Here is a 26761-nt window from a genome sequence, read left to right on the forward strand (position 1 = left end):
GCGGATGGTTCGCTACGTTTGCCGCATCCGAGCCGAGGAGATCCTGTGACCGAGCCCGTCACCTTCACCCCCGCCCGCGCCGAGGACGTCCCGGCGATCGTCGCGCTGATCGCCGACGACCAACTGGGGGCGAACCGCGAGAACACGGACGACCCCACCCCCTACCTCGCCGCGTTCGAGGCCGTCGACGGGGATCCGAGCGAGCTGCTCGTGGTCGGCCGCCGCGGCGGCCGGGTGGTCGCCACGTTCCAGCTCTCCTTCATCCCCGGCCTGTCCCGGGGCGGGGCGAGCCGCGCCCAGATCGAGGCGGTGCGGGTGCACGCCGACGAACGCGGCAACGGGGTCGGCTCCGACCTCATGGCCTGGGCCGAGGCGGAGGCGCGCCGACGCGGGTGCGCGCTGCTCCAGCTGACCTCGGACGCGACGCGCGGGGACGCGCACCGCTTCTACGAGCGGCTGGGCTACCTGCCCTCGCACGTGGGCTTCAAGAAGCGCCTGGCCTGACCGGCTCGACCGCGGGTGACCGGATCGGTCCGGCCATCGGCGCGATCGTGTCTGTCCCGGCCCGGGTCCGCACTGCCAGGATCGACGCATGGCACACGCACTCCTCGTCATCGACGCCCAGAAGTCCTTCCTCCAGCGCGAGAGCTGGTCGGCGTCCTCCGCCCCCGACGTCGCCGACCGGATCGCCCCCCTGGTCGACCACGCCCGCCGACGGGGCGACCTCGTCATCTGGGTCCTGCACACCGAACCCGGCAGCGGCACCGTCTTCGACCCCGGGCGCGGGTTCGTCGAGCTCATGGACGGGCTCGTCCCGCGCGAGGGCGAACCGGTGCGCACCAAGACCGTGCACAACGCCATCACCGGTGCCGACCTGCACGGATACCTGACCGAACGCGGTGTGGACGAGGTCACCGTCTGCGGCGTGCGCACCGAACAGTGCTGCGAGACCACCGCCAGGGTCGCCTCCGACCTCGGCTACCGGGTGACGTTCGCGGTGGACGCCACCGCCACCGAACCGATCGAGGCGCCCGGCGCCCCCGCCGGCCGCCCCCTGGAGGAGATCCTCGCCGACCCGGCCACCCTGCTGCCCGACGCCATCGTCCAGCGGACCGTGTACGCGCTCTCGGGCCGGTTCGCCAGGGTGCGCACGGTCGCCGAGATCACCGCGGAGGCTACACTGACCGGATCGTGACCACAGTCGTCTTCCTCCTCACGCCGGGCCTGCACCTGCTCGACCTCGCGGGCCCGGCGCAGGTGTTCTCCACCGCCGAGTCCCTGCTGGGGCTGGCGTACCGGACCCGGTACGTGGCCGAACACCCGGACGTCCCCACGGCCCAGGGCGTGACCCTGCGCGCCGAGACCTCCTGGCCCGAACTGGGAGCGCGCGACCTCGTGCTGGTCCCGGGCTGGCGCACCGGCGACGCCGCCGTGCGCCGTGTGCTCACCGACGACCAGGCGGGGGCCCTGACCGCCCACCACGCGGCGGGCGGCACCGTGGCGAGTGTCTGCTCGGGGGCCTTCGCCCTGGCCGAGGCGGGGCTGCTCGACGGTCGGCGCTGCACCACCCACCACACGCTCCAGGAAGAGCTGGCCCGCCGCCACCGCCGGGCGCGGGTGGTGCCCGACGTGCTGTACGTGGCGGACGGCGGTGTGGTCACCTCGGCGGGGATCGCCAGCGGTATCGACCTCGCGCTGCACCTGGTCACCGTGCGGCACGGCCCCTCGGCGGCGGCCTCGGTGGCGCGGCAGATGGTGGTCTACGCGCGCCGCAACGGTGACGAACCGCAGGCCAGCGCCATGATGCGGCACCGGGGGCATGTGGTGGACGTGGTGCACCGGGTCCAGGACGCCATCGACGCGCGCTACCGGTCGCCGCTCCGGCTGACGGAGCTGGCCGCGGGGGCGGGGGTGAGCGAGCGCACCCTGACCCGCGCGTTCACGTCGGCGACCGGGCTCACGCCGCTGCGGTACCAGCAGGCGCTGCGGCTGGAGCACGCGGAACACCTGATCGGCACCGGGGAGACCCTGGAGGCGGCGGCGCGGGCGGTCGGTTTCCAGGACGCCCGGATGCTGCGGCGCCTGCGGTCGCGGTTCAGTGCGCCACCGGCTCGGCCCGCGACCGGTACCGGGACGGACTGACCCCGGTGTGCCTGCGAAAGGCCGTGCTGAACGCGAACGCGCTGCCGTAGCCGACCCGCGCCGCGACCGACTCCAGGCCCAGGCCCGGTTCGGCGGTGAGCAGGTCGGACGCGGTGGTCAGCCGCCAGGTACGCAGGTAGGTCATGGGCGGGGTGCCCACGGCCCGCTGGAAGCGCGCGGCCAGGGTGGCGCGGGAGACGGAGCAGGCCCGGGCGAGCCCCTCCAGGGTCCAGGGTTGGGCCGCGCGTTCGTGGATCAGTTCGAGGGCCCGGGCGACCACCGGATCGCTCCCGCCCCGGAGCCAGGTGGGGCGGCGGTCGCGGTCCTCCTCCAGCCACGCGCGCACGGCCATGACGAGCAGCGAGTCCAGGAGGCGGTCGGTGAGGCTGGCCTGGGCCACCCGCCCGGAGGTGATCTCACGGCTCAACAGGTCCACGAGCGCCGGGTCGACGCGGCCGCCCGGCAGGACGGTCATGGGCGGCAGCGCGGTCAGGGCGAGTCGGCCGACCTCGCTGTCGTCCTCGTAGGCGCCCACGACCATCGTGTCCTCGCCGTCGGGGTCGTTGCCCCAGGTGCCGATGCCGTGGCTCATGGTCAGGTGGACCTCCTCCCCCTCGGCGGACACGCAGCGCTGGCCGGGGAGGATGGTGATGGCGGGCGCGGAGGAGCGGCCGGAGGAGTCGGAGACGACGTACGGGTCGGGCCCGCGCATCAGGACCACGTCACCGGGGACCAGTGCGGCCTGCCCGTGGGTACCGGCCACACGCGCCCGGCCCGAGGTCACCACCACGAGGGTCAGGGCGGCGCGGTCGCGGACCTCGATCGCCCAGGGCGGGCTCATCACCGTGCGCAGCGTGCAGGCGCCCCGTGCTCGGGGTCCGTCCAGGAGGTGTGTGAGGGGATCCATGCCTCCACCCTACGCCGCATCAGACGATCTCTTATGTGATCCAGCATCTGAACCATGTTCCGTCTGGACTGGCGCTGCTGTACTGAATCCATGACGACACACGAACGCATCCTTGTCACCGGCGGCACCGGCATGACCGGCCGCCGCGTCACCGACCTCCTCACACGGCGCGGCGTGGACACGCGCGTCGGGTCGCGGTCGGGCACCCCGCCCTTCGAGTGGCACGACACCGGCACCTGGGACGCGGTGCTGGAGGGGGTCACGGGCGTCTACCTCTGCTACCACCCCGACCTCGCCTTCCCCGGCGCGGCCGAGACCGTCGCCGCCTTCGCGGCCCGGGCCGCCGAGCACGGCGTGGGCAGGGCGGTCCTGCTCTCCGGGCGCGGCGAGGACGGCGCGCTGGCCGCCGAGCGGGCGGTCCGCGAGGTGTTCCCGGCCGCGACCCTGACGCGCTGCTCGATGTTCGCGCAGAACTACTCCGAGTCCTTCTTCACCGACCAGGTCCGCGCCGGGGTCACGCTCCTGCCGGTCCCGGACGCGGCCGAGCCGTTCGTCGACCTGGACGACCTCGCCGAGGTCGCCGTGACGGCGCTGACCCAGGACGGGCACGCCGGGCGGACCTACGACCTGACCGGGCCCCGGTCGCTGACCTTCGCGGAGGCCGCCGCGGTCCTGTCCGAGGCGTCCGGGCGGGCGGTGGAACACCTGACGGTCACGCCTGAGGAGTACGTCGAGGGCGCGGTGGCGGACGGCGTCCCGGCCGAGCTCGCCCGGGGGCTGGCGGAGCTCTTCCAGGAGATCCTGGACGGCCGGAACACGCGACCGACCGACGACGTGCGCCAGGTGCTCGGCCGTCCGGCGGGCGACTTCGCCGACTACGCCCGCCGTACCGCGCGCACCGGGATCTGGGCCTGACGCCCCGTCCGCGCACGCCCGGCCGGGTTCCGGCCGGGCGTGCGCGGTCAGGCCCGGCGGCGCACCGGTCATGACGTGGCCTAACGTGGGGACACCATCCGCCCGACCGCGCAGTTGGGGGCCCGTGTCCGCGTCCGAGAGGTTCCAGTCCCTGTTCGTGGCCGTCGCCGCGCTCGCCGGACTGGTGATCGGATCCCTCTGGCCCGTCGGCGCCGCCGCGGGGCACGTGGTCCTGCCCGCGCTGATCCTCCTGCTGGTGGCGGTGTTCACCCAGGTGGACGCGGGGCAGGTCCGTGCCGCCCGGGAGACCGGGCGGGTGGTCGCGGCGAGTCTGGTGCTCAACTTCGTGTTCACCCCGCTCCTGGCGTGGGCGCTGGGGGCCGGGCTGCTCGGTGACGATCCCGACCTGCGGATCGGACTGCTGTTGCTGCTGGTCACGCCCTGCACGGACTGGTACCTGGTGTTCACCGGCCTGGCCCGGGGGCACATGGGGGCGGCCACGGCGCTGCTGCCGGTGAACCTGGTGCTCCAGCTCGTCCTGCTGCCGGTGTACGTGGTGCTGCTGGGCGGCGAGGCCGCGATGGTGGAAACCCGCACCCTGGTCGAGGCGGTGCTCCTGGTCCTGCTGCTCCCCCTGGTCGCGGCGGTGCTCCTGCGCCGGACGGCGCGGTGGTCGAAGGGCCCGCTCTGGCGGGACCGGGTGCTCATGGGCTGGGCGAACCGCTCGGTCCTACCGCTGCTGTACACCGCGGTGCTGGCGATGTTCGCGTGGCAGGCGCGCACGGTCGTCGGACACGCCGGGGAGCTGGCCGCCCTGCTGCCCCCGCTGGCGGTGTTCTTCACGGTCGCTCCCCTGGCCGCGCTGTCGGCCTCCCGCGCCCTCCGGCTGCCCGCCGACCAGCGGGTCACGCTCACCATGACGACGGTCGCCCGGAACTCGCCGGTCGCCCTGGCGGTGGCCGTGGCCGCCTTCCCCGACCGGCCGCTCATCGCGGTCGCCCTGGTGGCCGGGCCCCTGGTGGAGCTGCCGGTGCTGGCGGCGCTGAGTCAGCTGGTGCGGGTGCGGCCCGCGCCCCCGGGCGGGTGAGCGTGCCGCGCGCGACCTGGCGTCAGGCCACGTGCGAGGCCAGGGCGCAGCGGTGGCTCCGGAGGCGCTCGATCCGGGCGTCCAGCTCGGCCAGTTCGCGGCGGATGGTGGCCAGCAGGTCCGGGCACATCTCCAGGTCCAGCGGCCCGTCCGCCCCGCCCCGGGCGCACGGCAGGACGGAGGCGATGACCCCGGTGCCCAGCCCCATGTCCAGCAGCGCCCGGATGTGGTGGACGACGCGCACGGCGTCGGGACCGTAGACCCGGTACCCGTTCGGTGAGCGCGTGGAGTCGAGCAGCCCCTGCTCCTCGTAGTACCGCAACAGGCGGCGGCTCACCCCGGTCCGCTCCGACAACTCCCCGATCAGCACGCCGTGCCCCGCCTCACACTTGACCTTCACACCGGTGTCAGTGCCTAACCTCGCCGCATGATCGAACATTTCGCCCACACGGTCAAGGGCTCCGGTCCCGGTCTCGTCCTCGCGCACGGCGGCGGGGGCGGGATCGAGGCCAACTTCGGCCCCCTCCTCGACGACCTCACCAGCACGCACACCGTGGTCGCCCCCGACATGCCCGGTACCGGCGGCACCCCGCGCTCCGCGACCCGCCTGGACCTGGACTCCGTGGCCGACGCCCTGGTGGCGACCGCCGTCGCGGCCGGGGTCGAGCGGTTCACCGTCCTCGGCTACTCGATGGGGGCCGCGGTCGCCGTCCGGGCCGCCGCCCGGCACCCCGAACGGGTCACGGGGCTGATCCTCACCGCAGGTTTCGCCCGGCCCGACCACCGGGTGCGGCTGGCCGTCCAGGTGTGGCGGGAGCTGCTCAGGGGCGACCGCGACCTGCTCGCCCGGTTCCTCACCTTCGTGGCGACGGGCGACCACGCGCTGGAGGCGCTGAGCTCGGAGGAACTGGAGCAGGCGGTGTCCGGCCTGGCCGGGTCCATCCCCGAGGGCACCCCCGAGCACGTCGACCTGGTCGAGCGGACCGACAACACCGCCCTCCTCGCCGGGATCGCGGTGCCGACCCTGGTCGTGGCCGCCACCCTGGACCGGCTCGCCCCTCCCGCGCTGTCGCGTGAACTGGCCGAGGGGATCCCCGGAGCCGAGTTCGCGGAGGTCGAGTCCGGCCACCTGGTGGCCGTCGAGGCGCCCGACGCCTGGCGCGCCGCCGTACGCGCGTTCCTCGACCGGCACCCCTGACCGGGGCGGGCGGCCCTCAGACGGCGGTGGGCGCGGCCGTCCGGGCGAAGGCCCAGGCGTCGGCGACGATGTCGCGCAGGTCGGGGCGTTCGGGGCGCCAGCCGAGCACGCGCGCGGCCCGCTCGGCCGAGGCCACCAGGACCGCGGGGTCGCCGGGGCGGCGGGCGGCGGGCACGGCCGGGATCGGGTGGCCGGTGACCTCGCGGCAGACGTCGAGCACCCGCTGGACGGAGAAGCCCGCGCCGTTGCCCAGGTTGAGGACCTCGTGCTCGCCCGGGCGGGCGTGCTCCAGGGCCAGCAGGTGCGCCCGCGCCAGGTCGGCGACGTGGATGTAGTCGCGCACGCAGGTGCCGTCGGGGGTGGGGTAGTCGTCGCCGAACACCGACACCGAGGCCCGCCCGCCCGAGGCCACGGACAGCACGTTCGGGATCAGGTGGGTCTCGACCGCGTGCCGTTCGCCCCGCCCCCGGTCGGCCCCCGCGACGTTGAAGTACCGCAGGCTCACCGCCGCGGTCCCGTGCAGGCGGGCGTGCTCGGTCAGGGCGGCGTCGACGGCGGCCTTGGTGGCGCCGTACGGGTTGGTGGGCCGGACCGGAGCGTCCTCGGTGATCGGGGTCGTCTCCGGTTCGCCGTAGACGGCGGCGGTCGAGGAGAACACCAGACGTCCGGTGCCGGTCGCGCGCATCGCCTCCAGCAGTGCGAACGAGGTGCCCACGTTGCCGTTCCAGTAGCGGTCGGGGCGGGCGACCGACTCGGAGACGATCGAGCGCGCCGCGAAGTGCAGGACCGCGTCGTGGCCCTCGGCGAGGACCTCGGCCGCGCGGTCGCGCACGGTACCGCGCACGAAGCGCGCCCCGGGGTGGACGGCGTCGGCGTGCCCGGTCGACAGGTCGTCGAGCACGGTGACGCGGTGGCCCGCCTCGACGAGCCGAGCCGTGACGACACTGCCGACGTATCCGGCGCCTCCCGTGACCAGGACCCTCATCGCCGTCTCCCCCGTGTTCGACGCTCCACCGTCACGACCGCCCTCGGCGATCGGATCCACCCTAGGGCAATGGCCGGGGAAAAGGGATCGGAAGAATGACCGCCATTTCCGACGTCACCGGCAATTCGACCGGCATTTTCCGGAATCGCCGACCGGGCCGGGCAAAAACTCAGGCGTTGTTCAGCCAGATGTTCAGGTTGAGCGCCGAGGCGAACGCCACCCAGAGGACGTAGGGGACCAGCAGCAGGGCCGCCGAACCGCGCAGACGCCAGAAGGCGACCATCGTGGCCACCGCGGCGACGAGCAGCAGGCAGATGTCGAGGAAGGCCAGGCCGTACTGCCGGGCGCCGAAGAACAACGGGGTCCACACGGCGTTCAGGGCCAGTTGCACCCACCACCACAGCAGCGCGGTGCGCGCGTCCCAGCCCGCCCGTCGCCAGACCAGCCAGGCGGAAACACCGATCAGCCCGTAGAGAACCGTCCACACCGGGCCGAACACCCACGACGGCGGGGCCCACGGCGGCCGTTCCAGTGAGGCGTACAACGCGCCGGAGCCCGACGCGGCGGCGGACCCGACCACCGCCACCAGGTAGGACGCGCCGACGAACACCGCCAGCGAGAGCAGACCGCGCTTGCGGTCCCCACCGCCGCCGAACCGATTCGCAATGGACATGTCACCCATCGTAACGAAGGAGGGCCCCTACCGGAGCGGATCACTCCACACGGATCAGTCCGCGCTGGATCGCGGTGGTGATCGCGGCGGTCCGGTTGTCCACCCCGAGCTTGTCGAACACGTGGACCAGGTGGGTCTTGACCGTCGCCTCGCTGATGAACAGCTCCCGCGATATCGCCCGGTTGGACAGCCCCCGCGCGAGCAGCCCCAGGATCTCCAGCTCGCGCGCGCTCAGCGCCGGACTCGGCGAGCGCAGCCGGGCCATGAGCCGGTTGGCGACGTCGGGCGCCAGCGCCGTCTGTCCGCGCGCCGCCGCGTGCACGGCGTCGCACAGCTGGTCGGGCGGGGCGTCCTTGAGCATGTACCCGGTCGCCCCGGCCTCGACCGCCGCCAGGATGTCGGCGTCGGTGTCGTAGGTGGTCAGCACGAGCACGGGCGGTGGAGCGTCGAGTGCGGTGATCCGGCGGATCGCGGTCACCCCGTCCATGCCCGCTCCCATCCGCAGGTCCATGAGGACCACGTCCACGCCGGTCCCGGCGGCCAGCGCCTCCAGTGCCTCCCGCCCGTCGGCGGCCTCGGCCACCACCTCCATGTCGGGCCGGTCGGCGAACATCGCCGTGAGCCCGTGCCGCACGACCGGGTGGTCGTCCACGAGCAGGATGCGCAGCGGGCTCTCGGTCACGGGGACTCCTCCCGGGTCAGCGGCAGACGGACGGCGACCGCGGTCCCCTGGCCGGGGGCGGACTCCACGTCGAGCCGCCCGCCGAGCAGCGCGACCCGCTCCCGCAGCCCCACGAGGCCGAACCCCGTACCGTCGCGCCTGCCCGGTGTGGAGTCCGGGTCGAACCCGACCCCGTCGTCGAACACGTCCAGGGTGACCTCCCCCTCCAGGTAGCCGAGCGTGACCACGGCCGTCCGCGCACGGGCGTGCGCGGCGACGTTGGCCAGGCTGGCCTGCGCCGCGCGCAGCAGCGCCACCTCGTAGCCGGACGGCAGGGCGGTCGGCGTCCCGTCCAGGCGGAGGCGGCAGTCGATCCCCTCGGCCCGGCCGACCCGGTCGCACAGGCGGCGCAGGGCCTCGGGCAGGTCGCCGCCCGCGAGGGACGGCGGGGCCAGGTCGCGGACGAACCGCCGCGCCTCGGCGAGGTTGGCCGAGGCGCTCTCGCGGGCCTCCGTGATCCGCTCCGTCGCCAGGTCGGGCGCCTCGGGCAGGGCGTTCTCGGCGGCGCGCAGCAGCAGGACGATGCTGGACAGGCCCTGCGCGAGCGTGTCGTGGATCTCGCGGGCCAGGCGCTCGCGCTCGTCGAGCACACCGGCGCGCCGCTGGGTCTCGGCGAGTTCGTCGCGGGTCCGGGTGAGCGTGTCGATCAGCTCGCGCCGCCGCTCGCTCTCCCGGTACAGGGACGCGTAGCCCACGGCGATCGCCACGGCGAACACCGCGCCCAGGATCGGACCCAGGACCGTCCCGGCGGTGACGTCCCCGGTGTGCAGGGCCTGTCCGCCGATCGCGGCGGCCGTGATGACGGCGACGGCCACCACCCCGTGCGTTCCGCGCAGCAGGTGCAGGTGGAGGAAGAACAGGGGGAAGGCCAGCCACACGAAACCGGGGGCGACCAGGGAGAGCAGCGCCCACAGCGCCGTCACCGCGGCCAGCCAGCCCAGTGAGCGCCCGTGCCGCACACCGTGCCGGGCGGCCCGGGCGCCCGCGCAGTACACCGCGGCGAGCAGCAGCGCGCCGACCACGACCGCCCACCGGGTCCACAGCGGGTGACCGGGTGCGACCGCGTCCGGACCGGGCAGGAGGTAGCGGGCCAGGCCCAACCCGAGCAGCAGCAGGAAGCACGCGTGCAGCAGCAGCCGCAGGGCGCGCAGCACCGTCGTGACCTCGGGCGCCCGGGTGGCCCGCCCTTCTCCGTACCGCATCAACGCAGCGTACGGCTTGTCCGGCCCACCGCGCATCAACCGAACGATGGAGTTCCGGCTCCACCCCGGCCCCGTCGAGGGCGCTCCCTTCGGGCGATGCGGACGGGCCCGGCCGCGGAGGAGCCTGGGGACATGCACCCACCACGTGTTCCCCGGAAGGAGGGCCTCCGTGTTCGTCGCCCTTCGTGACATCCGCTTCGCCCTGGGGCGGTTCGCCCTCATGGGCTCGGTCGTCGCACTCATCACCCTGCTGGTCGTCCTGCTGTCCGGGCTGACGGCGGGACTGGCCGACCAGTCCACCTCGGCCGTCCGCGACCTGCCCGCCAGCCACGTCGCCTTCGGGACCTCGGGTGGCGACGCCCCCGAGGAGTCCTACGCCGACAGCACCGTCACCGGCGCCCAGCTCGACGCCTGGCGCGGTACCGACGGTGTGGAGTGGGCCGAGCCGCTGGGCCTGGCCACCGTCCGCGCGGAGTTCCCCGGCGGCGCGTCCTCGGCGGTGGCGCTGCTGGCCGCCCCGGCGGGCGGGCGCCTGGCTCCGGAGGGCGTCGCCGACGGCGTGGTCGTCGGGCGGGACCTGGCCGACGAGTACGGGCTCGGCACCGGTGCCGCCCTCACCGTCGCCGGGACCGACCTGACCGTGGCCGCCGTCGCGGACACCGGCCACCACAGCCACCTGCCCGTGGTGTGGGCCGACATCGGCGTCTGGCGGGACCTGGACCCGCGTCCGGACCGGGGCGAGGACCCCGACGCGCCGGTCGCGAACGTGGTGGCCGCCGGGGTGGCCTCCCCGGACGCCGCTGCCGCGGCCGACCAGAGCGCGGGAACGGTGTCGGCCACCCGCGAGGACAGTCTGACCGCGATCGGCTCGTTCTCCTCGGAGAACGGGTCCCTCGTGGCCATGCAGGGCTTCCTCTACGCGATCTCGGCGCTCGTGGTCGGGGCGTTCCTGACCGTGTGGACCATCCAGCGGGCCGGGGACGTCGCGATCCTCAAGGCGCTCGGCGGCTCCACCCGCTACCTGCTGCGGGACGCGCTCGCCCAGGCGGTCGTCGTCCTCGTCTCGGGTGCCGCCGCGGGCGGTGCCGCGGGTGCGGCGCTGGGCTCGGTCGCAGCGTCGGCGGTGCCCTTCGGGCTCAACCCGGCCACCACCCTCCTGCCCGTGGGCGCGATGGTCGCGCTGGGCATGCTCGGCGCGGTCCTGGCCGTCCGCCGCGTCACCTCCGTCGATCCGTTGACCGCCCTGGGAGGCGTCCGATGAGCCTGGAACTGCGCGACGTGACCCTGACCTTCCCCGACGGCGACGGGGTGGTGACGGCCCTGGACCGGGTGTCGGTCCGGGTGGCCCCCGGTGAACTGGCCGCCGTGGTCGGCCCGTCCGGCTCGGGCAAGTCGAGCCTGCTGGCGGTGGCCGCCACCCTGGTCCGGCCCGACTCGGGCGCGGTGTCCGTGGGCGGCACCGACACGCTCGGGCTGCGGCCCCGCGAGCTGGCCGCCCTCCGGCTGCGGAAGGCGGGGATCGTGTTCCAGCAGCCGAACCTGCTGGGGTCGCTCACCGCGGTCGAACAGCTCCAGGTGACCGACCACATGCGCGGACGGTCGCCCCGCCGGTCGCGCGCCGCCGCCATGGAGACCCTGGCCGCCGTCGGCCTGTCGGGCAAGGAGCACCGGCGCCCGCACCAGCTGTCGGGGGGTGAGCGCCAGCGGGTGAACATCGCGCGGGCGCTCGTCGGGCGGCCGAGCATCCTGCTGGTGGACGAACCGACGGCGGCGCTGGACCACGGGCGGGGCGCGCGGATCATGGACCTGCTCTCCGAGGCCACGCGGACGTTCGACGTGGCCACCCTCCTGGTCACCCACGACACCGAGCACCTCGGCGCGGCCTCCCGGGTACTGGAGATGCGCGACGGCTCGCTGCGTGTGCTGGCCGGGAACGCCTGAGCCGGGTCCGGACGGCGGGCGCGGGCGGTAGGCGGGGGCCGCTCAGCGGACGGAGGAGGTGCGCGCGAGCCCGCGAACCGACTGGCCGGAGTGGGTTCGCGGGCTCCCTGCACTCCCGCTGCGCGCCCTCTGCACCAGCGGTTCAGGGGTGGTACAGCCGGTTGGCGAAGCCTGACCGGCATGGCACGGAAACCAGGAATCCCCTCGCGCGTCGAAGGCGACACGATCGGCACCGTCCACCACACGCGGAGCGGGAGGGCTCACACAACCGCCGTCGGGAGCAGGCCGGTTGACCACCTCCGGGCGGTGGCCCCCTCCCCGCCCGCCGATGCCGGCGGCGTCCCCTCCGGAGCGGCCCGGTGCACGGCCGGCGCCCCGGACGGTGCCGTCCCCGTGCCCGACGTGCGCGGCGTGGGGCACGGCCGCGTCGGCGGCCCGCCCGGATCGGCCTCGGGCACACCGGAGGAGCGCATCCGGCGGGTCATCGGCACGGCGCGGGACCAGACCGGCCGGGGCTACAGCTACTCCTGGGGCGCCGGCGGTTACGGCGGCGCCTCCTTCGGTATCAGTTCGCCCAGCCCCGACGGCCACTACGACCACGACGTCCTGGGGTTCGACTGCTCGGGACTGACGCTGTACGCCTTCTGGAGGGGCGCGGGCATCGACATCGGCGTTCACCCGGAGGCGCAGTACGGCCACGCCTGGGGCCGCAGGGTCCCCTACGGCCAGCGCAGGCCCGGTGACCTGGTCTTCTGGGGAGAAGGCGGCCGAGCGGCCACGCACGTGGCCCTCTACGTCGGCGACGACCGGATCATCGAGTCGTCGTGGCCGCGCGGCGCCGACAGCGTCGCCGCGCGCGAGGTCCATGGGGACGCACTGCCCGACGTGGTCCGGTTCATCGAGTAGACGTTGGGACGCGCTGGTCCGCCCCGGCGCCGCGGACCGCGCTGTACGGTCGCTGCACCCTCGCTGCACGAGCGGTTCAGTGGCGGTACAGGCGGTTCGCGGATCCTGGCGGGCATGTCAGGACAAACGAGACTCCCCGACCGCACGGGGGACACCACCGGCGGACCCGGACGGCACCTCCTCCGGTTGCTGTCGCTGCTGGCCGCGCTCACGGCCGCATTCGCACTGACCACAGCGCTCCCGGCACCCGCCGGGGCGTCCATCGGCTTCACCGCCAAGACCGACCTGGCCGGGCGGGACGCCAAGACCACCTCGGCCACCGAGGTCAGGACCTACCCGTCCGGGTCGACCGTACAGATCGTCTGCCAGGACCGCGGCGAGTTCGCCTACGGATCCTCCGTCTGGAACAAGACCACCGACGGGCTGTGGGTGGTCGACGAATACCTCTACACCGGCTACGACGGCTTCCACCCCGACCTGCCCCGCTGCTCGGACATCGGCCAGGACGGCCACGTCTTCACCGCTCTGGCCGACCTGAACGGACGGGCCACGCCCTACCTCAGCGGGCGAACCGTCCAGGAGAACATGTACCGCCAGGGAGAGGCCGTCACCGTGGTCTGCCAGACCACCGGCGGCGAGGCGTACGGCTCCACGGTCTGGGACAAGACCACCGAGAACGTCTACGTGGCCGACCACTACGTCGACACCGACCACAACGGCTTCCACCCCGACGTCCCCCGGTGCGAGGACGGGATCCCCGACTCGTTCGGCTTCACCGCCAAGACCGACCTGGCCGGACGCAACGGCCGGAGCCTGTCGGGCACCGAGGTCAGGACCTACCCGTCGGGGTCGACGGTACAGATCGTCTGCCAGGCGGTCGGTGAGAACGCCTACGGTTCCAACATCTGGAACAAGACCACCGACGGCCTCTGGGTCACCGACTACTACCTCTACACCGGCTACTACACCTTCCATCCCGGAGTCCCCCGGTGCGACGACGGTTCGTTCGACTCCCGGGGCTTCACCGCCAAGACCGACCTGGCCGGGCGGGACGCCAGGACCACCTCGGCCACCGAGGTCAAGACCTACGCGGGCGGGTCGACCGTACAGATCGTCTGCCAGACGACCGGCGAGGAGGCCTACGGTTCCAACATCTGGAACAAGACCACCGACGGCCTCTGGGTCGTCGACCACTACCTCTACACCGGCTACGACGGCTTCCACCCCGACCTGCCCCGCTGCGACGAGGAGACGAGCGGCGCGCACAGTTTCCGCGCCAAGACCGACCTGGCCGGGCGGGACGCCAAGACCACCTCGGCCACCGAGGTCAGGACCTACGCCGACGGGACGATGATCGACGTCGTCTGCCAGGCCACCGGCGAGGAGGCCTACGGCTCCGACATCTGGAACAAGACCACCGACGGCCTCTGGGTCGTCGACCACTACCTCTACACCGGCTACGACGGCTTCCACCCCGACGTGCCCCGCTGCGACCCCGACGACGGTGAGCCCGACGGCGGCACCGGCGGCGGTTACACGGCCAAGACCGACCTGGCCGGGCGGGACGCCAAGACCACCTCGGCCACCGAGGTCAAGACCTACGCCGAGGGCAGCACGATCGAGATCGTCTGCCAGGCGTACGGGGAGAGCGCCTACGGCTCCTACATCTGGGACCAGACCTCCGACGGGCTGTGGGTCACCGACCGCTACGTCTACACCGGCACCGACGGGTTCATCTCCGGGATGCCCCGCTGCGACGACGACGTGCCCACCGACCCGGACGGCAGCACCGCTCCCGAGCCCGGGGACTGCAGCGTGGGCCACGGCCGCACCAACGGTCCGCGGGGATCGACCGGGGGCACCCCGGAGGAGCGGATCCAGCGGGTCATCGACACCGCCCGGTCGCAGATCGGCCAGGGGTACAGCTACTCGTGGGGAGCCGGCGGCAAGGGTGGCGCCACCTGCGGTATCGACACGCCGAGCCCCGGCGGGTCCTACGACTACAACCGGCTCGGTTTCGACTGCTCGGGGCTGACCCTGTACGCGTTCTGGAAGGGTGCGGGCGTCGACATCGGCATGCACACGGGAGCGCAGTACCACGACCAGGTCAACGGCGGGTCCGCCAGGCAGGTCCCCTACGCCGAGCGCAAGCCCGGTGACCTGATCTTCTGGGGCAACAGCCCCCAGTCGACCACGCACGTGGCGATCTACATCGGCAACGACCAGATCATCGAGTCGTCGTGGCCCCGTAACGCCGACAGCGTCCACGTGCGCGAGGTCTACGGGGACACGCTGCCCAACGTGGTCAGGTACATCGAGTAGGAAGGCGGGAGACACCGGCACCGACCACGCCGAGGACCCTTTCACCCCGTTATGGAAGGATCCTCGGCGTGGACTTCCTCGTACTCGGCCCCCTCCGTATCACCAACGGCGACACGTCGGACGCCCCACGAGCCGCCAAAGACCGCCTCTTCCTCGGCGAACTGTTGGCCCACGCCGACAGCCGGGTCTCCACCGCCCACCTGGCCGATGCGCTCTGGCCGCAGCGACCGCCCTCCGACCCCGCCAACGCCGTGCAGGTGCGTGCCTCCCGGCTACGCGCGACGCTGCGCGACCTCGGTGGTTCCGAGGAGACCGTGGAGACCCTGCGCACGGACGCCGGCGGTTACCTCCTGGCGTCCGTTCCCACGGACCTGAACCGGCTGCGGGAGGCGGTCCGGCTGGCTCCGGAGTCGTCCGAGGGACGGAGTCTGCTGGCCGACGCGCTGGCGCTGTGGCGGGACGAGCCGTTCGCCGACGTCCCGGACACACCCTGTGTCGTGGCCGAGCGGGAGCGGGCGCGCGAACTGCGGCTCACCGCCCTTGAGCTGTACGCCGACCTGTCCCTGCGGGACGGCCGTCCCGAACCCACACTCATCGCGGAGCTGGCCGAGCAGACCGGGTTGCACCCCCTGAGGGAGTCGTTGCACGGCGCGCTGATCCGTCTGCTGCACGCCTCCGGGCGGTCCGCGGAGGCACTGGACGCCTACGAACGGCTGCGCCGACGGCTCGTGGAGGAACTGGGGTGCGACCCCCGACCGGAGATCCAGGAGCTGCACCGGCTGATCCTGCACGAACAGCACGGGACGGACCCGCGGCCCGCCGCACCACCCGCGGCGGCGGCTGAGGGCCCCTGCGCAGACGGGACCGGTCCGGCCGGGGAGAAGCCGCCGGTCCCGGCCCCGCTCCCCCCGCCGAGACGAAGGCTCCGCGCTCCCAGGTGGGCCCACACGGCGGTCGGAGCGGTCACCGGATCGGCCCTCACACTGACGGTCACACAGTTCATGGGCTCAGGGGACGCCGCACCCCCGACCGTGCAGGCCTCCTCCTCCCCGACGTCCCCCGCCGAGCCCGGGGCGGTGGAGACCTCCCGGCCGATCCCCGGCGACGCCTCGCGCTTCGACATCGACATCACCGTCCCCGACGGGACCCCGGTGAGCCCGGGCGAGGAGTTCATCAAGACCTGGCAGCTCACCAACACCGGGCTGGTTCCGTGGCGGGACCGGTACCTGTCCCGGGAGACGGGCGGCTCCGAGGGGAGCTGCACCTCAGCCGAACGGGTGCCCGTCGACGACACCGACCCCGGCGAGACGGTCCTGGTGAGCGTGGCCGTCACCGCCGGGAGCGAACCCGGTCGGTGCCGGGTGGTGTGGAAGATGACGGACGCCGACGGGATGCTCTACTACCCCGGCATGACGGGAGTCTTCTACGAGGTGATGGTCGTCGAGGACGATGCCCCCCGCTGACCGCTCCGGAGCCGCACAGTCCGCCGTGGCCCCGGGGCGGACGGAAGCCGGCCCCGGCGGCACCGGTTCCGCGGTAAGCGAGGGGCAAGCGGGGGGCAAGCGGCGGGGGGAACGCTGAGAGTCGGCAGACCTTTCACAACGTCGAACGAAGGCACACATGAAGCACCCGTTCCGTACCTCCCTGCGCCTGGGCGCGCTCCTCACCCTCCTCACCACGGCCATGCTCACCACCGCGACCGCACCGGCATCCGCGCACACCGACCTGACCTCGATCGCGTTCGCCGGGTCCGGGTGTGCCTGGACGAAGGGGTCGGCGACCCTCCTGGACAGCGCCCGGATCCTGGGCGCGGGCAGCACGCAGATCGGCACGGTCAACCTGCTGTGGAACTCGGCCGAGGGCGAGAACTGCGTGGTGACCCTCAAGTCCGGCCGCACCCACGGCTCCGCCTCCTTCACCCTGGCGCAGCTCGACATCCAGGGCGACCAGTACCGCCCCACGGCGTACGGGGACTACCAGCACTACGCCGCGGTGGCCGCCCCCGCCGCGGGAAAGTGCGTCCAGTACACCGGCATCATCGAGGACACCGACGGGCAGCGCTACGGCGGCGGACTCTCGAGCTGGGCGTTCTGCGGCTGAGGACGAGGGGCGGCCCCGTGCTCCGGTGTGGACGGCCGCCCCGCCCCGTACCAGCCACACCGGATAGGCTTTCGCGCGATGTGAATTACTCATTTATTGATAAATGGGGGTACACGTGCGGGCTGACCGGAGCAGTACGCGGTTTCGACTGCTCGGGCCGGTCGAGGTGGTCCGGGAGGACGAACCCCTCCACGTCGGCGGTCCGAAGCGCGCCACCGTCCTGGCGGCGCTCCTCCTGGAACCCAACACCGTGGTCGGCGACGACCGGCTCATCGACCTGGTCTGGGACTGCGATCCACCGCGCAGCGCCCGCGGGCAGCTCCAGGTGCACGTGCACAAACTGCGCGCGCTCCTGGGTGCGCAGACCATCATCCGGCGCCCCTCCGGCTACGAGATCGCGGTCGACCCCGAATCGACCGATCTCGGTGAGTTCGAGCGGCTCCTCTCCCAGGCCCGCTCCGACCGCGCCGCCGAACGCCACGACGCCGCGCTCACCGCGCTGCGCACGGCCGTGTCCCTGTGGTCGGACCCGCCCCTGGGCGGTGTCACCGCACCGCTGGCCGACTCCGCGCGCCCCTGGCTGGAGGAGCGACGCCTGTCGGCCCTGGAGGAGGTCCACGACCTCCAGATCGCCGCCGGCCACCACCTGGAAGCCGTGCCCGGGCTGCGCCGGACGCTTTCCCTCCACCCCACCCGGGAGACGGTAGCCGAACAGCTGATGTCCGCCCTCCAGGGGTGCGGCAGGGTCGCGGAGGCCCTGGAGGTCTACACCGACCTGCGCGGACGACTCGTGGAGGAGCTGGGGATCGAGCCGGGGCCGCGGCTGCGGCGGCTGCAGCGGCGGCTGCTGCGCGGTGAGACGGACTCCGGACGGGACGTGCAGGCCCCCGCCGTCACATCCACCGCACCGCGCGCCGCTCCGACCGGCACGAGGGTCCCGGTGCGTCCCGCCCAACTTCCGTACGGCGTCCCCGGCTTCGTGGCCCGAACGGCCGAACTCGCCGAACTCGACACGGTCCTGGACGGCGCACGCGACGCGCACACGGCCGTGCTCGTCACCGGGATAGCGGGCGTGGGCAAGAGCGCCCTGGCGGTCCACTGGAGCCAGACGGTGCGGGAGCGCTTCCCCGACGGCCAGATCCACGTGGACCTGCGCGGGTCGGGTGAACAGCCCGTCGACCCCCGTGACGCGCTCCGCCACCTCTTGCAGAGCCTGGGCGCCGACGGCCGGTTCCTGCCCGCCGACGTCGAGGGAACGACAGGGCTCTACCGGTCGATGACCGCCGACAGGCGTCTGCTCCTGCTGCTCGACGACGCCGCGACCGCCGAACAGGTGACGCCGTTGCTGCCCAGCGGCCGGGGCAGCGTGGTACTGGTGACCAGTCGCCGCGACCTGACCGGGCTCGTGGCGCGGCACGGGGCGCGACGCGTGCGCCTCGACGTGCTGAGCCAGGAGGAATCGATCCACCTGCTGCGGGCCGTCATCGGCAGCGACGCGCTGTCCGTACGGCCGGAGGCGGAGGCGCAGATCAGCGACCTGTGCGGGCGCCTTCCCCTCGCGCTGCGGCTCGCCGCCGCCAATCTCGGTACCGGCGCCTGGGACGTGGCCGAGGCGCTGAACGCCCTCCAGGGCGCCGACCGGTTCTCCTTCCTCAGCGAGGACGACGGTTCGGGCGGCGTGGCCGCGGCCTTCTCCGGCACCTACAGGTCGCTGCCCGAGGAGGGGGCCGTACTCCTCCGGCTCCTGGGAACGGTCCCCCTGCGACCGGTCACACGCCGCACCGCGGCCGCCGTCGCCGACCTGTCCCCGGACCGGGCCGCGCACCGGCTCCGGGAACTGAACTCCCACCACCTCGTCGAACGCGAACCGGGAGACCGGTACCACCTCCACGGCCTGGTGCGCGCCCACGCCGCCGAGCTCGCGTCGGACCGGGAGAGGAGTGCGGTCGCCCACCGGCTGCTGGCCTCCTACCAGGACGCGGTCGACCGGTCCGACCCGGACCTGTGGGACGAGAGCGGGAACATCACCGCGGCCGTCGTCCACGCCCGTGAGCACGGCCGCCCCGAGGATGTGGTGCGACTCGTCCGTTCCCTGGCCCCCTTCGTGTGGGGCGGTGGTGCGCGCGGCGAGTGGCTGACGACCGCTCGGGCCGGTCTGGACTGCGCCCGAAGGTGCGACGACCCGGACGCGGAGGCCGCCATGCACGTGCTCCTGGGCGAGACCCACCTGCGCTTCGGGCCGACCAGCCAGGCCGTGGAGTCCTTCACCGCGGCGCTCGACGTGCCCCGTCGGACCGAGGCGGACCGGACGCGGGCCCGTGCCCTGCTCGGGCTGGCCAGGGCCGGCGTCCACCAAGGCGACCTGGACGGGGCAACCCCGCTGTTGGAGAGCGCGTGGCGGACGGCGGAGGAGATCGGCTGGCGCGCCGGATCGGCGGCCGGAATGGGAGAACTGGGGGCGGTCCTCGGCTGGACGGGACGGCTGGAGGAGGGGCGCCGCAAGCTCGCCCGGGCGATCGAACTGTGCCGCCAGGCCGGAGCGGAGGCGCTGCTGCACCGGTTCCTGTGCGAGATGAGCTGGAACCGCCGCTGCCGGGGTGAGGTGAACGCGGCCTGGCGGGACGCACGGGAGGCGCTGGCGGTCGCGGACCGAACCGGCAGCCCGGCGTCGCGGGCGATCGCGCTCGCCGGACTGGCACAGGTTCTGTGTGACGCCGACGATCCCGAGGCGGCCCGCGCGCACGCCGAGCGGGCGATGCGGGCGGCCGAGGCGTCCGGGGTGCCGTGGGCGGTGACGGCCGCGCTCAACGCCCGGGGGCGCGTCGGCCTGGCGACAGGCCGGTACGCCGACGCCGACGCGCTGTTCACCGACTCACTGCGGTACCAGGTGCGGGACGGGCTGCACTGGCACTCGATCGAGGCGCTGATCGGCCGCGCCGCGGCCTGCGCCCGGTCAGGACGGGACGAACGCGCCGTCTGGTTCGCGGAACAGGCGCTGGCGGTGGCCGACAAGCACGGTTACGCGCTCCTGACCGCCCGGGCCGCCGAACAGCTGGCCGAGCTGCACGACCGCGCGGGCCGCGCCGCCGAGGCCGGCGACCTGCGCGGCACGGCGCGGCGGATCCGCACGGTCAGCGGGCAGCCCCCGGAGACGAGGAGTCCGAACGCGGTCACTGACGGCGTTTCCTGAGGCCGCGGAGGCAAGCGGGAGCGAAGCGGTTGCCAAGTGCGCCCGGGCAGGGTGTCGAATGCCGAACGTCGGCGACGCACCCGAGCACCGAAGGGGCCCACATGTCTCTCAGTCTCCGAAGCCTGAAGCGGTCGTCCCTGGTCGCGATGGGAGCTTTGGCCGTGACGCTCTCGATGGTCCAGCCCGCCAGCGCCCACACCCTGGGCAGCGCCGTCAGCTCCGGTGAGGGCTGCGACTGGGGCTCGTCCTCGTACCAGATCCTGGACACCCTCGCCCTGAACGGGAACGAGACCGGCACCCGGTACGGGACGACGTACCTGCTGTGGAACAACGCCAACGGCGAGAACTGCGTCGTCACGCGCCGCACCGGAGAGGCACACGGCGTCGCCGGCTTCACGGCCGCCGCTCTCTACGTCCAGAACAGGGCACCCGTCGAGGACGGGGCCCCGAACTGGGCGCACTACGCGGCCGTGCACGCGCCGGCCCGTGGCGAGTGCGTCGCTTTCGGAGGCCGGGTCGACCACAACGGCGAGATCGCCATGAGGTTCTCGGACACCTACGCGTTCTGCTCCTGACGCCCCGGTGGTACGGCCCGTTCCGAGGGGCTGTACCCCCGACCCGACCCGCACCAACCCTGACACCGTCGTTGTCCCAGCAGGAAGGCTCACCCCTTGCCCAGTCCGACCGCCACCCTCCGACGTACCGTCCTCCCCCTGGCCCTCGCCCTCGGCGCGACCGCGGCCCTCTCCAGCCCCGCCTCGGCCCACACCGTCACCTCCGCCGCCTTCTCCCAGTACGGCTGCCAGTGGACCCGGGGAACCGCGGTCGAACTGGAGTCGCTCCCCATCTACGACGAGTGGAGCGGCAACCGCATGGGACGCGTCCACCTGCTGTGGAACTCCAGCCACGGCCAGAACTGCGTGGTCACCCGCCGGACCGACGACCGGCACGGCGCAGCCCCCGGCGTCATGTCCGCCAGCCTGGAGGTCGAGGGCGAACCGATCCGACAGGCGTACGGGGAGTACTCGCACTACGCCGCCGTCGCCGCGGACGCCGCCGGTCGATGCGTGAGGTACAGCGGCTACATCACCGATCCCGACGGCCCGGAGGGGAGTGCCGGGCGCGGGAGCTTCGGCTACTGCGGCTAGCACACCTGGTCGTCGGTATCGCGGTAGCACACGCGAAGGCCCGCGCCCCGGACGGACGCGGGCCGTGCGTGGACCCGGGGTCAGCCGCCGCAGAAGCCGTAGTGCGGGTTGCCTCCTCCCGCCAGGCCACGGGTCGGGTGCTGGATGGTGCCGGTGTAGGACACGCACTTCCCACGGGCCTCATAGGCCACTGCGGCGAAGTGGGAGTAGTATCCCGCCTCGATCCTCAGGTCGGTTTCCCCCTTGATGTCCAGAATCGCCTGTGTGTAGTGGGGGCTGCCGTGCAGTCCGGGGCCCTTGAGGGTGACCACGCAGTTCTCGCCCACGGTGGAGTTCCACAACAGGTAGACACGGCCCTCGGTGGTGCCCGACGAGGTCCTGACCGCCTGGGACTGAAGGACGGTGTAGCCGCCCCGGGTCCACTCGCAGCCGTCGGTGGAGAAGGCGATCGCGCCCAGATCGGAGGAGGTGTGGGCCTGGGCGGGTGTGGTGGCGACCAGTGCGGTGGCCACGGCCAGGCCGAGGGCGGCCAGCAGGCGGGGAACGGATGTCACGGTCGGATGTCCTCCCTGTCGTGTGCGGACTGAGGACATGCTGTCGCCGCCGACTTCGATCGCGCTTGCTCGCCGCTTCGCGCCCCGGTGGCCGCCCGGTACCCGGGACTACGGCACCTGGTAGTCGGCGTCCCGGACGTCGGTGACCGCCATGTGCCCGGGCGCGTGCCCGATCGCGAACTCCGGCGCGGAGGCCGTCACGGCGGCCTGCGGCGTCACCCCGCACGCCCAGAACACCGGCACCTCCCCCGGCCGCACCTCCACCGGGTCCCCGTGGTCGGGCCGCGCCAGGTCCGCGATCCCCAGCGCCCCCGGATCCCCCACGTGGACGGGGGCGCCGTGCACCGCCGGGTACCGCGAGGTGATCCGCACCGCGTCGGCGACCCGGTCGGCGGGCACCGGCCGCATCGACACCACCAGCGGACCCCGGAACCGGCCGGCCGGACGGCACCGGCGATCGGTCACGTACATCGGCACGTTGGTCCCCGCCTCGATGTGCCGCACCGGGACCCCCGCCGCCAGCAGCGGGGCCTCGAAGGTGAAGCTGCACCCGATGAGGAACGCCACCAGGTCCGGCCGCCACAGGTCGGCGACCTGCGCCCGCTCCTCGACCAGTGCGCCGTCGCGGTACACGCGGTAGGCGGGCAGGTCGGTGCGCAGGTCGCCGCGGAACACCGGGGTCGAGGTCTGCCCCGGCTCGGCCACGTCCAGCACCGGACAGGCCTTCGGGTTGCGCTGGGCGAACAACAGGAAGTCGAAGGCCAGGTCCCGGGGCAGGGCGATGAGGTTGGCCTGCGCGAACCCCGCGCTGTACCCGGCCGTGGGCACCCGCAGCCCGCCGCGGAAGAGGGCGCGGGCCTGGTCGGGGGAGAGTGCGGAGGGGTCCGCGGGAACGACGGGACGGGGCATCGACGACCTCCGGGAATCAGAGTGTGAACCGCACCCGCGTCCCGGGCGCGGCCTGGGCCGCCCGGGGCAGGTGCGCGGAGTGCACGACGGCGATGACCGGGTAGCCGCCGGTCACCGGGTGGTCGGCCAGGAACAGCACCGGCTCCCCGCTGGGCGGCACCTGGAGGGAGCCGGCGACCATGCCCTCGCTGGGCAGCTCACCGGTGCGCGACCGCTCCAGCACCGGGCCGGTCAGGCGGGCGCCGACCCGGTCGCTGCGCGAGGTCACCTCGTACTCCCGGGACAGCAGCGTGGCCACGGCCTCCCGGGTGAACCAGTCGTCCCGCGCGCCGAGCACCACCCGCAGACCGATCGACGGCGCGCCCACCGGCGCGGTCGCCACGTGGTCGACCCGGGGGAACGCGGCGGGCGCCGGACCGACCGGCAGCAGGTCCCCGGGAGCGGGCACGCCCGGGCCGAGTCCCGCCAGGACGTCGGTGCTGCGCGACCCCAGCACCGGGGGCACGTCCACCCCGCCGCGCACCGCCAGGTAGGTGCGCAGCCCCCGCGCGGGCACGCCCATGGACAGCTCCGCGCCGTCGGGCAGGTGGAGCACGGAGTCCGTCGCCGCGCCGCGCCCGTCCACCCGCAACGGCACGGGCGCCCCGGTGACGGCCACGGTCACCGCGCCGCGCGCCCGCACGCGCAGCCCGCCCATGGTGGCCTCCAGGGCGGCGGCGCCGACCGGGTTGGCCACGAGCCGGTTGGCCAGGGCGTAGGAGGCGGCGTCGGCCGCGCCCGAGCGCCCCACCCCGAGGTCGGCGTGGCCGAACCGCCCCGCGTCCTGCACGGTGGTCAGCGGGCCGGTGGCCAGGATCTCCAGCTCGGTCACGCCGCCTCCGTGAATCGCACGCGCACGCCGGGCCGCAGCAGCCCCGGCGGGTCGCGGTCCAGGTCCCACACCCGCACGTCGGTGCGGCCGATCAACCGCCACCCGCCCGGGGAGCTGCGCGGGTACACGCCCGCGAACTCCCCCGCCAGAGCGACGGATCCGGCGGGCACCCGGGTGCGCGCCTCGGAGCGGCGGGGCACGTGCAGTCGGGGGTCGTCGCCGACCATGTACCCGAACCCGGGCGCGAACCCGCAGAAGGCCACCGTCCAGCTGGCGGCGGTGTGCGCTCTGACCACCTCCGCCGGGGTGAGGCCGGTCAGCGCGGCCACGTCGGCCAGGTCCTCGCCGTCGTAGGTGACCGGGATGGTGACCGTGCCGCCGTCGGCCGCCCGCTCCGCCCCGTCCAGGGGCAGGGCGGTGACGGCGGCGGCGACCGCGTCGGTGTTCGTGCCGGGCGCCACCCGCAGCAGCACGGTGCGGGCGGCGGGCACGACGTCGGTGACCCCGGGTACGGGGCGCGCGGTGAGCGCGGCGCGCAGGGCGATCACCTCCGACAGGTCGGCGACCTCCACCAGCACCCCGGTGTCGGCGCACGTCAGGACGCGCACGTTCGGTTCCTCCAACCAGTGTCAGGACTCTCGGAACGGTTCTTCGGGGGGTTGGGTTCGGGCTCCGCCGGAGTGCTGCACGACGGGGCTGGCCGCGAGCGGGGAACGCGCGGCAGGCGAAGCCGACGAGGAAGCATCCACGGCCTTTCGGGCGCCCGAACACGGTCCGAAGCGCAGCGGAGGACCGGAACGCACACGGTTCACACGGTGAAGGGCGCCAGGGTGACGCCCTCGGCCCGCAGTTTGTCGGCGACGGTGCGGGCGATCTCCACCGCCCCCGGGCTGTCGCCGTGCACGCAGAGCGAGTCGGCCTCGATCCGGATCCGGCTGCCGTCGATCGCGGTGACCGGCTCGCCCCGGGCGATGCGCAGGCACCGCTCGGCGATCTCGGCCGGGTCGTGCAGGACGGCGCCGGGTTCGCGGCGGGAGACCAGCGTCCCCTCGGGGGTGTAGGCGCGGTCGGCGAACGCCTCCCGGTGGACGGGCAGCCCGGCCTCCCGCGCCAGACGGAGGAACTCGGAGCCGGGCAGGCCGAGGACGGGCAGCTCGGGGTCGAAGGAGGCGACCGCGGCGACCACGGCTCCGGCCTGGTCGGTGTGGTGCACGATCGCGTTGTACAGGGCGCCGTGCGGTTTGACGTAGCGGATGCGCTCCCCGGCCAGGCGGGTGAAGGCGGACAGCGCGCCCAGCTGGTAGAGGACCTCGTCGGTGAGCTCGGCGGGCGGCATGTCGATGAAGCGCCGCCCGAAGCCGGTCAGGTCGCGGTACCCGACGTGGGCACCGACGGCCACACCGCGTTCGGCGGCGGCGCGGGTGGTGCTGCGCAGCACGGTCGGGTCCCCGGCGTGGAAGCCGCAGGCGACGTTGGCGCTGGTCACGATGGACAGCAGCGCCCGGTCGTCGCCGAGTTCCCAGCGGCCGTGGCCCTCACCGAGGTCGGAGTTGAGGTCGATGCGCAACGCGGGTTCTCCTTCGGGGTCGGGTCGGGGGTCCGGTGTCGTCCTACTGCCAGAGCGCGGCGATGCCGCCGAGCGCGTTCCAGGCCATGTACAGGGTGAGCGCCCAGGCGGCCCAGCCGACGACGAGCAGCCAGCGCGGGTAACGGTAGCCGCCGAGCAGGTCGCGGGAGCGGCGGGTGGCCACCCACAGCATGATCCCGAGGCCGACCGGCAGGATGGCGCCGTTGAGCGCCCCGGCCAGGACGAGCAGGGTCGCGGGGGCCTGCCCGGCGAGGAGGAAGATGACCAGCGAGACGCCGACGAAGCCGGTGACCAGCGCGCCCCGGCGCTGGGTGAGCACGGGGTGGAAGGTGGAGACGAAGGAGACCGAGGTGTAGGAGGCGCCGATCACGGAGCTGACGGCGGCGGCCCAGAAGATCACGCCGAACATCCGCAGCCCGACCTCGCCCGCGGCCTGGCGGAAGGCCTCCGCGGCCGGGTTGGCGGCGTCCATGACGGCGGCACCGCCCGCGACCACGCCGAGGATGGCGAGGAAGAGCACGATGCGCATGACGCCGGTGACGATGATGCCGGTGACGGAGGTGCGCGTGACGGCGGAGACGTTCTCCCGGCCGCCCTTGCCGAGCTCCACCAGTCGGTGCGCGCCCGCGTAGGTGATGTAGCCGCCGACGGTGCCGCCGATGATGGTGACGGTGGCGAGGAAGACGTCGGAGCCGAGCTGTTCCGGCAGCACCGCCTGGCGCAGCGCCTCCCCGACCGGGGGCTTGGACACGAACGCGACGTACACGGTCAGGGCGATCATCGCCACGCCGAGCACGACGAGGATGCGGTCCAGGGCCACGCCGAGCCGCTTGACCCCGAGGATGACCACGGCCAGGGCCGCCGACAGGACGGTGCCCCAGCGCGGGTCGAGCCCGGTCATCGCCTGCAGGCCGAGCCCGGTCCCGGCGAGGTTGCCGACGTTGAACACCAGGCCGCCGAAGACGACGAGGGCCGCCAGCACGTAGCCCGCCCCCGGCAGCACCCGGTTGGCCAGGTCCTGGGCGCGCATGTTCGCGACGCCGATGACGCGCCAGATGTTCAGCTGGACCGCGATGTCGACCAGGACCGACACCAGGATGGCGAAGGCGAAGGTGGCGCCGAGCTGGGCGGTGAACGTCGTGGTCTGGGTGATGAAACCCGGACCGACGGCGCTGGTGGCCATGAGGAACAGGGCGCCGAGCAGGCCGCTGTTGAGTGCGACGCGCCCGGGTCGGGGGCGCGGCCGGGTGGGTACGGAGGTGTCTTTCACGGGGGTCTCCTGGTGTGGAGGGGGATGACTGTGACCCACACCATCGTGGGATTGTTGAACAATACTTCAATCCAACAAGGCTGGTAAAGACCCGGTCAGTAAAATCCAACCCGCCGGTACGTACCATGGAGG

27 protein-coding genes are annotated in these 26761 nt (G+C 73.6%); 15 read left to right on the forward strand and 12 right to left on the reverse strand.

From position 1 onward, the window contains the following. Window positions 1-45 precede the first annotated feature (45 nt). From ACTVAJ_RS18295 to ACTVAJ_RS18305, 3 genes are all read left to right on the forward strand, one after another. Entirely contained in the window at window positions 46-504 is a 459-nt protein-coding gene (locus ACTVAJ_RS18295) for a GNAT family N-acetyltransferase (RefSeq protein WP_470389401.1), read from the forward strand. 88 nt (window positions 505-592) lie between these two features. Beyond that, complete coding sequence (locus ACTVAJ_RS18300) at window positions 593-1195, forward strand: isochorismatase family protein (RefSeq protein ID WP_470389402.1); 603 nt, start codon at window positions 593-595, stop codon at window positions 1193-1195. Further along, complete coding sequence (locus ACTVAJ_RS18305; protein WP_470389403.1) at window positions 1192-2142, forward strand: GlxA family transcriptional regulator; 951 nt, start codon at window positions 1192-1194, stop codon at window positions 2140-2142. The genes ACTVAJ_RS18300 and ACTVAJ_RS18305 overlap by 4 nt, the downstream gene beginning before the upstream one ends. On the opposite strand, the gene ACTVAJ_RS18310 is transcribed toward ACTVAJ_RS18305, so the two are convergent. Continuing rightward, window positions 2096-3049 (reverse strand): AraC family transcriptional regulator, encoded by a 954-nt coding sequence (locus ACTVAJ_RS18310; protein ID WP_470389404.1) that lies wholly within the window; start codon window positions 3047-3049, stop codon window positions 2096-2098. The genes ACTVAJ_RS18305 and ACTVAJ_RS18310 overlap by 47 nt on opposite strands. Window positions 3050-3139: 90 nt before the next feature. Here ACTVAJ_RS18310 and ACTVAJ_RS18315 point away from each other — a divergent pair, with 90 nt between their 5' ends. Both ACTVAJ_RS18315 and ACTVAJ_RS18320 read left to right on the forward strand, forming a co-directional pair. Beyond that, on the forward strand, window positions 3140-3964 hold the full coding sequence (locus ACTVAJ_RS18315; protein WP_470389405.1) for a Rossmann-fold NAD(P)-binding domain-containing protein: 825 nt from the start codon (window positions 3140-3142) through the stop codon (window positions 3962-3964). Window positions 3965-4088: 124 nt separating this feature from the next. Further along, window positions 4089-5051, forward strand: a complete 963-nt coding sequence (locus ACTVAJ_RS18320) for an arsenic resistance protein (protein ID WP_470389406.1) — start codon at window positions 4089-4091, stop codon at window positions 5049-5051. A gap of 22 nt (window positions 5052-5073) precedes the next feature. Here the strand turns inward: ACTVAJ_RS18320 and ACTVAJ_RS18325 are convergent, their stop codons facing one another. After that, window positions 5074-5421, reverse strand: a complete 348-nt coding sequence (locus ACTVAJ_RS18325; protein WP_470389609.1) for a MerR family transcriptional regulator — start codon at window positions 5419-5421, stop codon at window positions 5074-5076. 57 nt (window positions 5422-5478) lie between these two features. Between ACTVAJ_RS18325 and ACTVAJ_RS18330 the strand changes: the two genes are divergently transcribed. Continuing rightward, complete coding sequence (locus tag ACTVAJ_RS18330; RefSeq protein WP_470389407.1) at window positions 5479-6249, forward strand: alpha/beta fold hydrolase; 771 nt, start codon at window positions 5479-5481, stop codon at window positions 6247-6249. Window positions 6250-6265: 16 nt separating this feature from the next. On the opposite strand, the gene galE is transcribed toward ACTVAJ_RS18330, so the two are convergent. From galE to ACTVAJ_RS18350, 4 genes are all read right to left on the reverse strand, one after another. After that, entirely contained in the window at window positions 6266-7234 is a 969-nt protein-coding gene (gene galE, locus ACTVAJ_RS18335; protein WP_470389408.1) for a UDP-glucose 4-epimerase GalE, read from the reverse strand. A 169-nt stretch (window positions 7235-7403) separates the two neighbouring features. After that, window positions 7404-7907 (reverse strand): TspO/MBR family protein, encoded by a 504-nt coding sequence (locus tag ACTVAJ_RS18340; protein WP_470389409.1) that lies wholly within the window; start codon window positions 7905-7907, stop codon window positions 7404-7406. Window positions 7908-7947: 40 nt separating this feature from the next. After that, the gene (locus ACTVAJ_RS18345; RefSeq protein ID WP_470389410.1) at window positions 7948-8589 is read right to left on the reverse strand and encodes a response regulator; all 642 of its coding nucleotides are present in this window, start codon (window positions 8587-8589) and stop codon (window positions 7948-7950) included. Further along, a complete protein-coding gene (locus tag ACTVAJ_RS18350) occupies window positions 8586-9830 on the reverse strand; it encodes a sensor histidine kinase (protein ID WP_470389411.1) in 1245 nt (414 codons plus the stop codon). The genes ACTVAJ_RS18345 and ACTVAJ_RS18350 overlap by 4 nt, the downstream gene beginning before the upstream one ends. Window positions 9831-9999: 169 nt before the next feature. Between ACTVAJ_RS18350 and ACTVAJ_RS18355 the strand changes: the two genes are divergently transcribed. From ACTVAJ_RS18355 to ACTVAJ_RS18395, 9 genes are all read left to right on the forward strand, one after another. Further along, window positions 10000-11091, forward strand: coding sequence for an ABC transporter permease (locus ACTVAJ_RS18355; RefSeq protein WP_470389412.1), 1092 nt, complete (start codon window positions 10000-10002; stop codon window positions 11089-11091). Continuing rightward, complete coding sequence (locus ACTVAJ_RS18360; protein ID WP_470389413.1) at window positions 11088-11771, forward strand: ABC transporter ATP-binding protein; 684 nt, start codon at window positions 11088-11090, stop codon at window positions 11769-11771. Before ACTVAJ_RS18355 ends, ACTVAJ_RS18360 begins: the two co-directional genes overlap by 4 nt. Before the next feature lie 393 nt (window positions 11772-12164). After that, a complete protein-coding gene (locus ACTVAJ_RS18365; RefSeq protein WP_470389414.1) occupies window positions 12165-12677 on the forward strand; it encodes a C40 family peptidase in 513 nt (170 codons plus the stop codon). 114 nt (window positions 12678-12791) lie between these two features. Then, window positions 12792-14999, forward strand: a complete 2208-nt coding sequence (locus ACTVAJ_RS18370) for a C40 family peptidase (RefSeq protein ID WP_470389415.1) — start codon at window positions 12792-12794, stop codon at window positions 14997-14999. Window positions 15000-15067: 68 nt separating this feature from the next. After that, complete coding sequence (locus tag ACTVAJ_RS18375; protein ID WP_470389416.1) at window positions 15068-16462, forward strand: BTAD domain-containing putative transcriptional regulator; 1395 nt, start codon at window positions 15068-15070, stop codon at window positions 16460-16462. A gap of 157 nt (window positions 16463-16619) precedes the next feature. After that, window positions 16620-17099: a hypothetical protein gene (locus ACTVAJ_RS18380; RefSeq protein ID WP_470389417.1), complete on the forward strand. Its 480-nt coding sequence runs from the start codon at window positions 16620-16622 to the stop codon at window positions 17097-17099. A 115-nt stretch (window positions 17100-17214) separates the two neighbouring features. After that, the gene (locus ACTVAJ_RS18385; RefSeq protein WP_470389418.1) at window positions 17215-20289 is read left to right on the forward strand and encodes an AfsR/SARP family transcriptional regulator; all 3075 of its coding nucleotides are present in this window, start codon (window positions 17215-17217) and stop codon (window positions 20287-20289) included. A gap of 101 nt (window positions 20290-20390) precedes the next feature. Beyond that, window positions 20391-20864, forward strand: coding sequence for a hypothetical protein (locus ACTVAJ_RS18390; protein ID WP_470389419.1), 474 nt, complete (start codon window positions 20391-20393; stop codon window positions 20862-20864). A 96-nt stretch (window positions 20865-20960) separates the two neighbouring features. Then, window positions 20961-21437, forward strand: a complete 477-nt coding sequence (locus ACTVAJ_RS18395; protein WP_470389420.1) for a hypothetical protein — start codon at window positions 20961-20963, stop codon at window positions 21435-21437. A gap of 80 nt (window positions 21438-21517) precedes the next feature. Here the strand turns inward: ACTVAJ_RS18395 and ACTVAJ_RS18400 are convergent, their stop codons facing one another. The 6 genes from ACTVAJ_RS18400 to ACTVAJ_RS18425 all read right to left on the reverse strand — a co-directional run bounded on the left by ACTVAJ_RS18400 (window position 21518) and on the right by ACTVAJ_RS18425 (window position 26629). Continuing rightward, entirely contained in the window at window positions 21518-21991 is a 474-nt protein-coding gene (locus ACTVAJ_RS18400; protein ID WP_470389421.1) for a hypothetical protein, read from the reverse strand. A gap of 108 nt (window positions 21992-22099) precedes the next feature. Next, the gene (locus tag ACTVAJ_RS18405) at window positions 22100-22900 is read right to left on the reverse strand and encodes a putative hydro-lyase (RefSeq protein WP_470389422.1); all 801 of its coding nucleotides are present in this window, start codon (window positions 22898-22900) and stop codon (window positions 22100-22102) included. A 16-nt stretch (window positions 22901-22916) separates the two neighbouring features. Continuing rightward, entirely contained in the window at window positions 22917-23771 is an 855-nt protein-coding gene (locus ACTVAJ_RS18410; protein ID WP_470389423.1) for a 5-oxoprolinase subunit C family protein, read from the reverse strand. Then, window positions 23768-24379 carry a 5-oxoprolinase subunit B family protein gene (locus ACTVAJ_RS18415; protein ID WP_470389424.1) on the reverse strand — a complete coding sequence of 204 codons (612 nt, stop codon included), beginning with the start codon at window positions 24377-24379 and terminating at the stop codon, window positions 23768-23770. The genes ACTVAJ_RS18410 and ACTVAJ_RS18415 overlap by 4 nt, the downstream gene beginning before the upstream one ends. A gap of 200 nt (window positions 24380-24579) precedes the next feature. Beyond that, window positions 24580-25338, reverse strand: a complete 759-nt coding sequence (locus tag ACTVAJ_RS18420; protein ID WP_470389425.1) for a LamB/YcsF family protein — start codon at window positions 25336-25338, stop codon at window positions 24580-24582. 43 nt (window positions 25339-25381) lie between these two features. Then, window positions 25382-26629: an NRAMP family divalent metal transporter gene (locus ACTVAJ_RS18425; protein ID WP_470389426.1), complete on the reverse strand. Its 1248-nt coding sequence runs from the start codon at window positions 26627-26629 to the stop codon at window positions 25382-25384. Window positions 26630-26761: the final 132 nt, after the last annotated feature.

The sequence above is a fragment of the Nocardiopsis sp. KDC1DS13DA1 genome (assembly GCF_055632325.1).

Excerpts from the sequence above, each read along its gene's own strand:
- ACTVAJ_RS18300 (WP_470389402.1), top strand. The coding sequence starts at position 593 with ATGGCACACGCACTCCTCGTCATCGACGCCCAGAAGTCCTTCCTCCAG.
- ACTVAJ_RS18310 (WP_470389404.1), bottom strand. The coding sequence starts at position 3,049 with ATGGATCCCCTCACACACCTCCTGGACGGACCCCGAGCACGGGGCGCC.
- ACTVAJ_RS18315 (WP_470389405.1), top strand. The coding sequence starts at position 3,140 with ATGACGACACACGAACGCATCCTTGTCACCGGCGGCACCGGCATGACC.
- ACTVAJ_RS18330 (WP_470389407.1), top strand. The coding sequence starts at position 5,479 with ATGATCGAACATTTCGCCCACACGGTCAAGGGCTCCGGTCCCGGTCTC.
- galE (WP_470389408.1), bottom strand. The coding sequence starts at position 7,234 with ATGAGGGTCCTGGTCACGGGAGGCGCCGGATACGTCGGCAGTGTCGTC.
- ACTVAJ_RS18340 (WP_470389409.1), bottom strand. The coding sequence starts at position 7,907 with ATGTCCATTGCGAATCGGTTCGGCGGCGGTGGGGACCGCAAGCGCGGT.
- ACTVAJ_RS18350 (WP_470389411.1), bottom strand. The coding sequence starts at position 9,830 with ATGCGGTACGGAGAAGGGCGGGCCACCCGGGCGCCCGAGGTCACGACG.
- ACTVAJ_RS18360 (WP_470389413.1), top strand. The coding sequence starts at position 11,088 with ATGAGCCTGGAACTGCGCGACGTGACCCTGACCTTCCCCGACGGCGAC.
- ACTVAJ_RS18370 (WP_470389415.1), top strand. The coding sequence starts at position 12,792 with ATGTCAGGACAAACGAGACTCCCCGACCGCACGGGGGACACCACCGGC.
- ACTVAJ_RS18380 (WP_470389417.1), top strand. The coding sequence starts at position 16,620 with ATGAAGCACCCGTTCCGTACCTCCCTGCGCCTGGGCGCGCTCCTCACC.
- ACTVAJ_RS18390 (WP_470389419.1), top strand. The coding sequence starts at position 20,391 with ATGTCTCTCAGTCTCCGAAGCCTGAAGCGGTCGTCCCTGGTCGCGATG.
- ACTVAJ_RS18405 (WP_470389422.1), bottom strand. The coding sequence starts at position 22,900 with ATGCCCCGTCCCGTCGTTCCCGCGGACCCCTCCGCACTCTCCCCCGAC.